This is a genomic window from Flavobacterium sp. Root420 (genome assembly GCF_001427905.1).
Classification (GTDB): domain Bacteria; phylum Bacteroidota; class Bacteroidia; order Flavobacteriales; family Flavobacteriaceae; genus Flavobacterium.
This window is the reverse complement of sequence record NZ_LMEF01000029.1, coordinates 283,242-295,991: the sequence shown is the minus strand read 5'-3', so window position 1 is coordinate 295,991 and position 12,750 is coordinate 283,242. Positions and strand designations below refer to the sequence as shown.

At 36.4% G+C, this 12,750-nt stretch carries 10 protein-coding genes; 1 reads left to right on the top strand and 9 read right to left on the bottom strand.

Features of this window, described 5'->3' with window-relative positions; all coding sequences use genetic code 11:
* Window positions 1-186: 186 nt before the first annotated feature.
* A complete protein-coding gene (locus tag ASC72_RS15710) occupies window positions 187-1,215 on the top strand; it encodes a LacI family DNA-binding transcriptional regulator (protein ID WP_056192629.1) in 1,029 nt (342 codons plus the stop codon).
* Between the two features lie 127 nt (window positions 1,216-1,342).
* Here ASC72_RS15710 and ASC72_RS15705 read toward each other — a convergent pair whose 3' ends face one another.
* The 9 genes from ASC72_RS15705 to ASC72_RS15665 all read right to left on the bottom strand — a co-directional run bounded on the left by ASC72_RS15705 (window position 1,343) and on the right by ASC72_RS15665 (window position 12,442).
* The gene (locus ASC72_RS15705; protein ID WP_056192624.1) at window positions 1,343-2,959 is read right to left on the bottom strand and encodes a UxaA family hydrolase; all 1,617 of its coding nucleotides are present in this window, start codon (window positions 2,957-2,959) and stop codon (window positions 1,343-1,345) included.
* Window positions 2,960-2,988: 29 nt separating this feature from the next.
* Window positions 2,989-4,431 carry a tagaturonate reductase gene (locus tag ASC72_RS15700; protein WP_056192621.1) on the bottom strand — a complete coding sequence of 481 codons (1,443 nt, stop codon included), beginning with the start codon at window positions 4,429-4,431 and terminating at the stop codon, window positions 2,989-2,991.
* 223 nt (window positions 4,432-4,654) lie between these two features.
* The gene (locus ASC72_RS15695) at window positions 4,655-5,323 is read right to left on the bottom strand and encodes a bifunctional 4-hydroxy-2-oxoglutarate aldolase/2-dehydro-3-deoxy-phosphogluconate aldolase (RefSeq protein WP_056192619.1); all 669 of its coding nucleotides are present in this window, start codon (window positions 5,321-5,323) and stop codon (window positions 4,655-4,657) included.
* 11 nt (window positions 5,324-5,334) lie between these two features.
* A complete protein-coding gene (locus ASC72_RS15690) occupies window positions 5,335-6,357 on the bottom strand; it encodes a sugar kinase (RefSeq protein WP_056192616.1) in 1,023 nt (340 codons plus the stop codon).
* 107 nt (window positions 6,358-6,464) lie between these two features.
* Window positions 6,465-7,871 carry a glucuronate isomerase gene (gene uxaC / locus ASC72_RS15685; RefSeq protein WP_056192613.1) on the bottom strand — a complete coding sequence of 469 codons (1,407 nt, stop codon included), beginning with the start codon at window positions 7,869-7,871 and terminating at the stop codon, window positions 6,465-6,467.
* Window positions 7,872-7,895: 24 nt separating this feature from the next.
* Entirely contained in the window at window positions 7,896-8,684 is a 789-nt protein-coding gene (locus ASC72_RS15680; RefSeq protein ID WP_056192610.1) for a gluconate 5-dehydrogenase, read from the bottom strand.
* A 5-nt stretch (window positions 8,685-8,689) separates the two neighbouring features.
* Window positions 8,690-9,526 (bottom strand): 5-dehydro-4-deoxy-D-glucuronate isomerase, encoded by an 837-nt coding sequence (gene kduI / locus ASC72_RS15675; RefSeq protein ID WP_082564323.1) that lies wholly within the window; start codon window positions 9,524-9,526, stop codon window positions 8,690-8,692.
* Between the two features lie 88 nt (window positions 9,527-9,614).
* Window positions 9,615-10,931, bottom strand: a complete 1,317-nt coding sequence (locus ASC72_RS15670; RefSeq protein ID WP_056192604.1) for an MFS transporter — start codon at window positions 10,929-10,931, stop codon at window positions 9,615-9,617.
* 44 nt (window positions 10,932-10,975) lie between these two features.
* Window positions 10,976-12,442, bottom strand: a complete 1,467-nt coding sequence (locus ASC72_RS15665) for an MFS transporter (protein ID WP_056192601.1) — start codon at window positions 12,440-12,442, stop codon at window positions 10,976-10,978.
* Window positions 12,443-12,750 lie beyond the last annotated feature (308 nt).

Genomic DNA, 12,750 nt, shown 5'->3' with positions numbered 1-12,750 from the left:
AAAATTTATATATTTAATTTTTATTAGTAATTTTATTTACACTTTGTGTAAAAAAACATATAATTTATTATCATTGTAGGATCAAAAAAGATTTAATTCTAAATTATGGTAATCGATAACATTATATGTTAGATTATCTAAAAAAAATGTATTTTTGTCAATAAATTAATCAAAAACTATTTTTGAATGAGCGAAAAAATAACCATCTATGATATTGCCAAAAAATTAAATATCACTGCAGCTACTGTTTCTAGGGCATTGAACAACAATCCCAAGATAAAAGAGAGCACGCGTGAGTTGGTAATTAAAACCGCTGCTTCAATGAACTACAAGCAAAACAAGCTTGCTTTAGCATTAAAAAGTGGTCGAAGTAATAATATAGGTGTTATTGTTCCTCGTATTGACAGTAATTTTTTCGCTTCGGTAATCCGCGGAATTGAAGAAGAATTGCAGCCTCACGGCTATCAGGTAATTATTTGCCAGACCCATGAAGATCATAAAAGAGAAAGTGAAAATCTATATACTTTAATAGATGCTCAGGTAGACGGAATCCTGATGTCTGTTACCGCTGTAAGTGCTGAGAATGATGGCGCTTTTCGCAATGTATTGGAAAAAAATGTTCCGCTTATCTTTTTTGACCGTAGTAAACATATTGATGGGGTAAGTTCTGTCACCATCAATGACTTTAAAGGCGGTTATATCGCCACAAAACACTTAATAAGCGAGGGCTGCAGATGTATTGCCCATTTATCAGGGGATCAATCCCTTGAAATTTTCAAAAACAGGTTTTTAGGTTACAAACAGGCGCTATTAGATAGCGGAATGACCTTTAAGGAAGAGTATGTTATCCCGGTTAAAAGTAGTGTTGATGCCGGAAAAAATGCCGTAGATATATTATTGCAGCTTGAAACGCCACCCGACGCCATATTCTCTTCGAGTGATTTTGCTGCTCTAGGGGCCATTCAGGAACTAAAAGAAAGAAATATCAGTATTCCAAAAGAGTTTTGCGTGGCAGGGTTTAGTAATGAGCCTTTTACCAAATTCATGGAATTATCCATAACTTCAGTAGATCAGTCTCCTCTTGAAATGGGAAAAATGTCAGCACGTGTTTTCCTTGAACAGGTAGACAAAACAGATACCATTAAAATCGAAAAAAAGGTGGTTCTGGCTCCCGAATTACACATCCGTAAATCATCATCAAGAACTAACTCTTAATAAATTTTTATTTCATCATCAAGACACTAAGTTTCACAAGTCCAAAACTTTATTTCCTTACTATCTTAATGGTTAAAAACAAAAAAGCTCACTAAGTGAGCTTTTTTGTTTTTAATAAATTATCTTTTTACAGCGAAACTCCTCTTTTCCAAGGAATAAAGTCGTTTTGATTTAAAATTGCCGCTTTGGTTTTGATTGTTCCACTAGCCACATCAATAATAAACTCTAGCATTTCATCAGCCATTTCATTAATTGATTTTTCTCCTGTGATGATTCCACCAGTGTCAATATCGATAATATCTGACATCTTTTTAGCCAGTTCCGTGTTAGATGAAATCTTCACAACCGGCGCAATTGGATTTCCAGTCGGAGTTCCCAGGCCCGTTGTAAACAATACCATATTGGCTCCCGAACCAACCATTGCAGTTGTACATTCCACATCGTTTCCTGGCGTGCATAACAATGTAAAGCCTGGTTCATTAATATATTCTCCATAATCGTAAACACCTACAATTGGTGAAGTCCCTCCTTTTTTAGCAGCACCAGCCGATTTCATTGCATCAGTGATCAAACCGTCTTTAATGTTACCCGGAGATGGATTCATGTCAAATCCTGAACCTGCATCTATAACTGTTTTTTCGTACCATTGCATTAATTCCAAGAAACGTTTTCCGTCCTTATCATCTACACAACGGTTTACCAATTCCTGTTCTACTCCACATAATTCAGGGAACTCGGAAAGAATTGTAGTTCCCCCTAAGGCAACTAAATTATCAGATAACACTCCCAATGTTGGATTAGCAGAAATTCCGGAGAATCCATCAGAACCACCACACTCTAAACCAATTCTTAATTTAGACAAAGGAGCTGGCTCTCTTTTTATTTCATTGGCTTTTTTAATCGCTTCAAACGTATCTTTCACAACACTGCTGAGCATCGTTTCAATAGTTCCGATTTGTTGCTGGTCGTAGATCAATACTGGCTTTTTGCTATCTGGATTAATAGCATCCAGGGCATCTTTGAAGATCTGAATTTGAAGGTTCTGACATCCTAAACTCAAAACGGTAGCTCCGGCAACGTTTGGATTGTTTACATAACCGGCCAATAACTTAGCCAAACTATGCGAATCCTGACGAATTCCGCCACATCCACCCTGGTGAGTGATGAATTTCACTTCGATATTATTGAATAAATTAGCATCGTTTGAAGCCGCTTCATTGCCAGCACCACCTGTTTCTGTTTTTACCAAAGAACGAAGCAATAATTGATAATCGTTCTCTTTTGGTTTCATTAATTCTTTCTCAAAAATATCTTTTAAGATTTCGATATTTCTGTTTTCACAAAAAACCAGTGGAAAAAACAACCAGACATTCTCCGTTCCAACCTGCCCGTCTTCTCTGTGATAGCCCTGCCACGTTCTGCCTTTCCATTTATCAATATTTGGAGAATTCCAGCCAATAGTTTCTGTTTTACCCGTTACTTTGTCACTTTCGTGTTTTACGTTTGCAGTAGAAAGCAATCCTCCTTTTTCAATTCTTGCACTTGCCTTACCAACCAAAACACCATACATAATAATACGATCTCCCACATTAAAGGGAACCATCGCGATTTTATGTTTCATTTTCACATCAGATTCGATAGTGATATCTTGTCCTTCAAAATGGAATACCTCGCCAGCAACCAGATTAACGAGTGCCACAGCAACGTTATCTGAAGGGTTTACTTTTATTAATTTTTTTTGCATGATCGTAATTTTTAAAAAGTGTAATCTAATTAATACTGTTTGCTGAAATTAGCAAAACCTTTTTCTATTCCGTTTTCCTCAATTTCATTTAAGGCCAATACCAAAGCTTCTGACAAACCTTGTACTTTAGTTAAATCTTCTCCCCAGAATTCAGTGTTAGCCAATACCTTAGCTACAACTAAATCTACAGATTCTAATTGCCAGGCATCTTTAAATGCTTCAACTATCTCTGGAGAATCTTTTACAGGTAATACCTCGTTATTCCAGGTTCCTTTGTAGAACTGAACGAGACTCGCTAATGAAAAAGTTAAATTAACAGGCAATTTTTTCTTCGCATTATAATAGCCTAATAAACTAGGTAAAACCCTTACTTTGAATTTTGAGATCGAATTCAGTGCAATATCGGCAAGTGCATGTTTGATAAATGGATTTTTAAATCGGTCCATTACCTCCTCAGTATAGGCCGTAATTTCATTTTTGTCCATATCAAGGGTTTCACTAATCTCACCAATAACGCTGTTTACGAATTTTCCGGTAAATTCCCCGTTAACTGTTTCCATCACTAATTTGTTACCATATAAAAGTGAAAAAGGAACCATTGCCGTGTGCGCCCCGTTTAGGATACGAACCTTAATCATTTTAAAAGGACGAATATCATCAACGATCTTTACATTCAAATCTGTTTTATCAAAAGGCAATTTTGCTTTTAAGGCATCTCCACCTTCAATAGCCCAAAGGAAGAATGGCTCGGCAGCAACAATCAAATTATCCTGGTAATCTAATTTATTATTGTATTCTTCAATTTCAGCTCTTGGATATCCGGGAACAATTCTGTCAACCAAAGTACTGTGATACGTACAGGCATCTGAGACCCAAGTTTTAAATGCATTCTCTAACTTCCATAAATCAACATATTGTAAAATATATTTTTTCAGCGTCTCTGAGTTGTAATCAATCAATTCACAAGGAATGATCGTTACAGCTTTAGAAGCATCGCCACTAAAATGTTTGAATCTTTCATATAATAAAACAGTCAGCTTTGCAGGAAATGAAACTGGCGGCTGCATATCGGGAGTATCACTTTCAATAAATTCAATTCCGGCCTCAGTAGTATTTGAAACAATAAACTGAAGTTCTTCTTCTTTAGCTAAAGCTAAATAATCTGCAAACTGAGTATAGGGATTTATAGCCTTTACAATGTTTGTAATGAGCTCAATATCTTGTATTTTTTCGCCTTTTTTAATTCCGTTCATAAACAACGTATAAAGACCGTCCTGATCATTAATCATATTGACCATACCGTCTTTCAAAGGCTGGACCATTGCAATACCGGCATTAAAATCAACTTCTTTATTTAGTTTGTGAAAAGCGTAATCAACAAAAGCTCTTAAGAAATTCCCTTCTCCAAACTGCACTACTTTAATTGGCTGTAATTTTTCTAATCCTGTATTTTTTCTGTTTAACTGTTTCATTTTAATTCATTAAAGTGTTATAAATAACCACGATAAATACCTTATTGCTTTATAAGAAGTTCTTTTTTTAATTGTAAAAGAAACATTACACTTGTAAGAGTAAAATACAATTTGCTGTGAGGAGTGACAAACTGTATTTAGCAAGCGTAATGCTCAATTACAAAACGTTAAAATCTAAAAAAAACTGCAATCTAAATAAGGAATCGGTATGATTACTCCTTATTTATTTTCTAATATTTTTGATGATATCCAAAACCTGACTTACCTTGTTTTTTAAGCCGTCAAAGTCATTTTTATCTAATATGTCTTTCGAAATTAATTGTGATCCAAGTCCCACACATGTGGCTCCTGCGTTCAGCCATGAAGACAAACTCTCCACTGTTGGATAAACTCCTCCGGTTGGCATAATACTGGTCCACGGGCATGGCCCTTTTATGGCTTTTATAAACTCCGGTCCATAAATATCAGCAGGAAATAATTTTACAATTTCGCAACCTAATTCTTCGGCTCTTGCAATTTCCGAAAGTGTTCCGCAACCTGGTGACCATAATACTTTACGACGATTACAGGCAATTGCAATATCTTCCCTGAAAACCGGCGTTACAATAAAATTAGCACCCAAACTCATATACAGGGAAGCTGAAGCGGCATCTGTTATAGAGCCAACTCCCAACATCATTCCCGGCAATTCAGCCAAAGCATATTTGTTCAAAGCTCCAAAAACTTCATGGGCAAAATCACCTCTGCTGGTAAACTCCATTAGTCGTGAACCACCATCGTAACACGCCTTTAAAACTTTCTTGCTTATTTCTATATCGGAATGAAAAAATAACGGTACCATTCCGTTGTCTTTCATTTGCTGCGCTACTTCAATTCTTGAATATTTTGCCATTTTTTTATTTTTTATCTTGATACTAATCCGGCTGAATCACCACCTAGCATATTTTCAACTTCTTTTAGGGTCACTAAATTATAATCACCGGCAATAGTATGTTTTAAACAACAAGCTGCCACTGCAAAATCCAGTGCTTTTTGATTATTATTTTGATATTGTAACAATCCGTAAACTAATCCTCCCATAAAGGCATCTCCACTTCCTACCCTGTCTACAACTGGTGTTACTTCTTTTACTGCAGCCTGATAAATAGCTTTTCCATCAAACAAAACACCTCCGATTCGTTGGTGTGAAGCGCTTACAGAATAACGTAAAGTTGTTGCCACCGTTTTTAGATTCGGAATGAGTTCAAACAACTTCGTGTATAAAACAGGCAGCGATTTTTCATCCTGATAATTTGGATTCACCTTGGGGATTCCCAGCATAAAATAGGCTGTATCGATATCGCCTAAAATCACGTTGCTGTATTGCAGCATTTCGGGCATCACCTCACTTGGCGTTTTACCATACTGCCATAATTTTGATCTGTAATTCAAATCACAAGAAATCGTAATTCCCATTTTGTGCGCTACTTTAATAGCTTCCAAACAGGCCTGGGCAGCACTCTCAGAAATCGCTGGCGTGATACCACTCCAGTGAAACCAATCAGCACCATCTAATACTTTTTCCCAGTCAATTAGTCCTTTTTCAATAGTTGCCATCGAGCTGTGCGCACGGTCATACACTACATTACTTCCTCTTGTTCCGGCACCGGTCTCCAAAAAATAGATTCCTAAACGCTCTCCTCCAAAAATGATGTTTTTAGATTCTACGTTCATTTTTCGCATTTCTTTCAGCGCAGATCCACCAATTTCGTTTTCCGGCAATCTTGTTACAAATTCTGCATTTAAGCCATAATTTGCCAAAGACACACAAACATTAAACTCACCACCTCCATAAGAAGCGCCAAATGCTATAGATTGCGCGAAACGCAGGTGTCGTTCTGTAGAAAGACGTAACATAATTTCACCGAATGCAACTATTTTACTCATATATTTTATTGTTTTAGCAGTCAAGTTTTTTTACCATTAAGAGTTTAATCACTTAATATCGTAACAGTAAAACTCTTTCTTCTTGCTTCTTTCTTCTATACTCTCAATTAAAATTTGAAATATTCTTTTGCGTTGTTGTATGAAATATCAGCAACCAACTTTCCAATCCATTCCATATCAGCAGGCAATTCTCCTCTTTGAATTTCATCTCCTAAAAGATTACACAAAATACGTCTGAAATATTCATGTCTTGGGAACGACAAAAAGCTTCTTGAATCTGTCAACATTCCCACAAAACAGCTAATTAATCCCATGTTTGAAAGGGCATTTAATTGTTTTGTCATTCCGTCTTTCTGATCTAAAAACCACCATCCTGAACCCAATTGTACTTTTCCTCTAACGCTTCCGTCATTGAAGTTTCCAATCATTGTAGCCATAACTTCGTTATCGGCCGGATTCAGGTTATAAATAATTGTTTTTGTCAATTTATCTTTGCTATCCAGTGCATTTAAGAAAGAAGATAGTTTTTGTGCCTGTGGATAATCTCCGATAGAATCCCAACCTGTATCAGGTCCTAAGATTCTGTGCATACGGGCATTATTGTTTCTCAGTGCCCCTAAGTGAAATTGCTGAACCCAACCAAATTCATGATACGTCTCAGATAAGAACAATAAAATAGCACTTTGGAATTTTAAAGCTTCTTCTGGAGTTATGGTCTGATTTTCTCTTTTCTTTTTGAAAATAGAAGTCACTTCAGCCTCTGTAAAGTTTTCAAAATAAATTTGATCTAAACCGTGATCACTTAATTTGCATCCGTTTTGATTAAAGAATTCAATTCTTTTTCTCAAAGCATCACGCAAATCAGCATAAGTATTAATCGCAATACCGGACACATCCCCCAATGTGTCCAGATATGCGTTATAGCCATCATTAGAAATAAGGATAGCTTTATCGGGTCTGAAAGCAGTACTCATTTTTGTTCCAATCGGATTTTTTGTCAGTTTCTGGTGAAACTCTAAAGTATCAATTGGATCTTCTGTTGTACAAACTAATTCAGCGTTTACCTTTTTAAGCAAGTTTTGTGTGCTGTATGCTTCTGATTTTATTTTTTCAGAAGTCTCGATATATATTTTCTCAGCTGATTTCTCATTCAATAAATCATAAATATCAAAATAACGGGCCAATTCTAAATGTGTCCAGTGATACAAAGGGTTACGCATAGTATAGGGAACCGTTTTACCCCAATTTAAGAACTTATCTTTATCGGAACCATTTCCGGTTACAAATTGTTCGCTGATCCCCAGTGTACGCATTGCACGCCATTTGTAGTGATCTCCATTGATCCAAACCTGAGTAATGTTGTCAAAAATTTTATCTTCGGCAATAAACTGTGGGTTTAGGTGATTGTGGTAATCTATGATAGGCTGATTTTTTGAGTAATTATGATATAACTCTTCAGCGTATTTATTTTCAAGTAAAAAATTGTCGTTTATGAATGTTTTATTTGAACTCATGTCTTTTAAATATAATTGAGAAAATTATTCGTTTGATGGTTTGCCAATAGTTGCTAAAATTCCGCCATCAACATATAAAATATGCCCGTTAACAAAATCACTAGCTTTTGATGATAAAAATATCGCCGCTCCGGCAAGATCACTTGCATCTCCCCATTTTGCAGCTGGAGTCCTGCTAATGATAAAATCATTAAAAGGATGTCCGTCAACTCTGATTGGTTTAGTTTGTTCTGTAGCAAAATAACCAGGCCCAATTCCGTTGATTTGAACATTGTGTTTCGCCCATTCCGTTGCCATGTTTTTCGTCAGCATTTTAAGTCCTCCTTTTGCAGCGGCATAAGCACCAACGGTACTGCGGCCCAGTTCGCTCATCATCGAACAAATGTTGATTATTTTTCCTTGCTTTCTTTCAATCATTCCTTTAGCAACATGCTTAGAAACGATAAAAGGAGAAACTAAATCAATATCAATAACTTCTTTAAAATCGGCAACTTCCATATCGATCAGCGGAATTCTTTTGATGATTCCCGCATTATTAATCAAAATATCAATTGGTCCAACTTCACTTTGTATTTTTGCAACAGCAGCCATAACTTCCTGCTCATCGGTTACATTAAATTTATAACCTACTGCATTAATACCTTCGCTTTTAAGCGCTGCCACCGCATCATCAATTTTTTGCTGAGAAGAGTTACCGTTTACGATAATCGTTGCTCCAGCTTCACCCAATCCTTTTGCCATCGCCATTCCCAGTCCGTGTGTACTTCCTGTGATCAGGGCAACTTTTCCTTTTATATCAAATAAGTTTGTCATTATTCTTATCTTAAATCTGTTATTTTACAAACATCCATATCTCCATAATCTAAATTCTCACCGGCCATTCCCCAGATAAAAGTATAATTTGAAGTTCCAGAACCAGAATGTATAGACCATGGCGGAGAAATAACTGCCTGATGATTGTTCATCCAGATATGTCTTGTTTCCTGAGGTTGTCCCATAAAATGACAAACCGCCTGATTCTCTGGTATATCTAAATAGAAATAAACTTCCATTCTACGATCGTGTACGTGAGCTGGCATTGTATTCCAAACACTTCCTGGTCTGAGCTCGGTCATTCCCATTTGCAATTGGCAAGTTGTAACCACACCTCCGATAATCATTTGATTTACTGTACGGTGATTTGCCGTTTCCATTGTACCTAACTGTAATTTATTGGCCTGTTCCAAACTTACTTTTACAGTTGGATAATGCGTATGAGCTGGCGCGGAGTTTATGTAAAATTTAGCCGGATTTTTACTGTCGGCACTTTTAAAAATTACTTCTTTATTTCCGCTTCCGATATATAAAGCATCTTTAAAATCTAATTCATAAGATGTTCCTTCAACAATAACAGAACCACTTGCTCCAACATTGATGATTCCCATTTCTCTTCTTTCTAAAAAATAACCCGCTTTAAGAGGATCAATAGATTCCAGAGTCAAATCTTTTACAGGAACAGCAGATCCGGCAATATATCGATCATAATGAGAATAGGTCAATACGATTTCATTCTCCTGCATTAAATCATCAATTAAGAATTCATTTCTCAACTGCTGGGTGTCATATTGTTTTACTGCTTCAGGGCTTGACGCGTATCTTGAGCTATATTTTGTCATAATTTTTATTTTAATGTAATCGATTGCACAAAATTATATTTTTATCTTCAAATATCATAATACAAATGAAAATTTATTTGTGTAAATTTTACACTTCCACTTTTTTCATTCGGGGAACTAAAATATGCATAATCAGCCAAGCCAGGAGATAAGAGGCTCCGCAGATACAAAACATAATAAAATAGCCTGTTTCGATTTTTCCTAGCCTAGTATAGTAAACAAACATATTTTTTTGAACCACTAAAGTTAGTAAAATTCCTCCAAGTGCTCCGAACATCCCACCAATTCCTGTTACCGAGGCAGTTGTCTTTTTCGGAAACATATCCGAGACTGTCGTGAAGATATTTGCGCTCCAGGCCTGATGCGCCGAAACAGCCAAGCCAATAACCAGTATTGCCAGCCAGATACTTATTGATCCCAGATATTGAGAAAACAATACAGGCAACACCGCAAAGGCATAGATAAGCATACTTGTTTTTCGCGCTTTATAAGCCGGCCATCCTTTATTCATTAATTTTAATGGCAGCCATCCCCCTCCAATACTTCCAATACTTCCAATAACGTAAACTAAAGCGCAAGGCCAGATAATTCCTGTTGCAGAAAGTTTGTATTGCTTCATTAAGAAATCAGGCAACCAAAACAAATAAAACCACCAAACCGGATCGGTAAGTAATTTTCCGATAGCAAAAGCCCAGGTTTGACGAAAACTTAATAATTTAAACCACGAAACTTTTTGGGTATCTTCAAGCTCGGTTGTGATTACCTTATCTGAATTGATATACTCTAATTCCCCCTGGGACAAGCGTTTTTGTTTTTCGGGAATCTCATAAAAAATAAACCATAATACAAGCCAGACAAATCCAACTATTCCCGTTAGAATGAAGGCCCATTGCCAGCCATAATTCTCTGCTATAAAAGGCACCGATAATGGAACAATGATAGCGCCGATATTACTTCCTGAATTAAAAATTCCAGTGGCTAAAGCTCTTTCTTTTTGTGGAAACCATTCGGCCGTTGCTTTTATGGCTGCAGGAAAATTTCCAGCTTCTGTAATTCCCAAAAACACGCGAGCAATTAAAAAACCGGGAGTTCCAGTTGCCAGCGCATGTCCAATTGCCGCCAGGCTCCATAAACCCGTTGCAATGGCGTAACCAATTTTAGTTCCTAATTTATCTATAATTCCTCCGGCCACCAGCATTCCCAGTGCGTATGCAATTTTGAAAGCCAGTTCTATATTCGAATAATCTATTACTTCTTGTTCGGGTGTCCAATGAAAGGCCTCTGCCAAAAAAGGTCGAAGGTAACTAATTACATTTCTGTCTAAATAATTTACTGTCGTAGCAAAAAAGACTAAGCTACATATTGTCCAGCGATACTTTCCTATTGCTGCATTGGCTTGGTTCATAGTTTTTGTGGTTTGGTTGGTTAGTTAGCTTGGTTGATCAAATCTTAAAGATCTGTAATGGGACTATATTTTGGGACTAAACTTTTCATTACAATCCAGCCTGTTAAATAACAAACGGCGCAAATTGAAAAGATGATAAAATAGCCGGCTTCAATTCCTTTAAAGCCCATAAAAGCCATATTAGTTTCTTTTGTATAATCGAATAACATTCCTGATCCTTTATTAATTAAAGTCGAACCAATACCTCCTGCCAAGCCACCAATACCGGTAATGGTTGCAATTGCTTTTTTAGGAAACATATCTCCAACGGTTGTAAAAATATTTGCTGACCATGACTGGTGCGCAGCACCGGCAATACCAATGATGATAACCGGCAACCAATAACTAATATAACCTAAAGGCTGCGCAATTAGTGCCAATAATGGGAAAAATGCAAAAATCAACATCGCTCTCATTCTTCCTTCATAGGGGTTCATTCCTTTCTTTTCTACAAAATAAGTTGGCAACCAACCTCCAATGATAGAAAGCAAAGTAATCATATAAAGTACAAACAATGGTAAAGCTGCTTGTGTAGAATCCATTCCGTAAACCGAACTTAAATAGGCTGGTGTCCAGAATAAAAAGAACCACCAAACACCATCAGTCATAAATTTTCCGAAAGCAAAAGCCCATGTTTGTTTGTATTTAAAACAATCTATAAAAGAAACTTTTGTTCTGGTATCAAGAACATATCCAACTAGTTTACTGTCAGCAATGTCATCTTGTTGAATATATTCTAATTCGGCAGCGCTAACCTTTGGGTGTCTTTCGGGTTTATCATACATAAAAACCCAAAATCCCATCCACACAAAACCTAAGGCACCAATGATGATAAATGACATTTCCCATCCAAAAGATTTTGCAATAAAGGGAATTGAAATTGGAGCCGCCAATGCCCCGACAGTTGCCCCTGCATTAAAAATGCTGGTAGAAAACGCCCTGTCTTTTTTAGGAAAGTATTCAGCAGTAGTTTTGATCGCTGCTGGAAAGTTCCCTGCCTCACCTATGGCTAAAACAAAACGCGCAAAAATAAACAAGCTTACACTCACATTAATTACCATTCCGGTATCATTAACGGTTCGAATAGCCTCTTTGGCACCTTCAAAACCTACAAACCAGTCGCCAGTAATAATACCTGCTGTTGCAATTCCGCAAAAGGCGTGCAAACAAGCACCAACAGACCAAATTCCAATGGCCCATAAAAAACCTTTTTTGGTATCTAACCAATCCACAAATCTTCCGGCAAAAAGCAAGGATACCGCGTAAAAAATAGAGAATAATGCGGTAATATTTCCGTAATCATTATTTGTCCAATGAAATTCGGGAGCTATAAAATCGTTCCATGTCAAAGAAAGTACCTGCCTGTCTAAGTAGTTGATAGTCGTTGCAAAAAACAACAATGCACATATACTCCAACGATATCTTCCTGTTGATTTATTAGTTGTACTAGAAATTTCATTTGTTTGATTCATGGTAACGGTTTTATTCTAAATTTATATTTTTTGGTCCTCGGGTTACTCCATTTATTTCTGACTCAGATCTTCAAAATCAACAGTTTAATGCAATAAAAACAAATTAATGTAATCGATTGCACAAATATACTTTTAAATCTTAATAATACAAATAAATTGTTTAAAAAATTATTTTAATACGTTAAATTAACATTTCACATAAAAAAACGAACCCGAAATTACACATTAAACAATATATATGTTAAATAACGACATGTGAAATTTGTCCGTTTTGCATGTCAAAATTGTCCTAAAATCACTACTTGCAA

What these genes read in the sequence shown, in the direction of transcription:
- ASC72_RS15700 (WP_056192621.1), bottom strand. Translation starts at nt 4,431, where the DNA reads ATGAAACAGTTAAACAGAAAAAATACAGGATTAGAAAAATTACAGCCA.
- ASC72_RS15690 (WP_056192616.1), bottom strand. Translation starts at nt 6,357, where the DNA reads ATGAGTAAAATAGTTGCATTCGGTGAAATTATGTTACGTCTTTCTACA.
- ASC72_RS15665 (WP_056192601.1), bottom strand. Translation starts at nt 12,442, where the DNA reads ATGAATCAAACAAATGAAATTTCTAGTACAACTAATAAATCAACAGGA.
- ASC72_RS15695 (WP_056192619.1), bottom strand. Translation starts at nt 5,323, where the DNA reads ATGGCAAAATATTCAAGAATTGAAGTAGCGCAGCAAATGAAAGACAAC.
- ASC72_RS15670 (WP_056192604.1), bottom strand. Translation starts at nt 10,931, where the DNA reads ATGAACCAAGCCAATGCAGCAATAGGAAAGTATCGCTGGACAATATGT.
- ASC72_RS15680 (WP_056192610.1), bottom strand. Translation starts at nt 8,684, where the DNA reads ATGACAAACTTATTTGATATAAAAGGAAAAGTTGCCCTGATCACAGGA.
- ASC72_RS15710 (WP_056192629.1), top strand. Translation starts at nt 187, where the DNA reads ATGAGCGAAAAAATAACCATCTATGATATTGCCAAAAAATTAAATATC.
- uxaC (WP_056192613.1), bottom strand. Translation starts at nt 7,871, where the DNA reads ATGAGTTCAAATAAAACATTCATAAACGACAATTTTTTACTTGAAAAT.
- ASC72_RS15705 (WP_056192624.1), bottom strand. Translation starts at nt 2,959, where the DNA reads ATGCAAAAAAAATTAATAAAAGTAAACCCTTCAGATAACGTTGCTGTG.
- kduI (WP_082564323.1), bottom strand. Translation starts at nt 9,526, where the DNA reads ATGACAAAATATAGCTCAAGATACGCGTCAAGCCCTGAAGCAGTAAAA.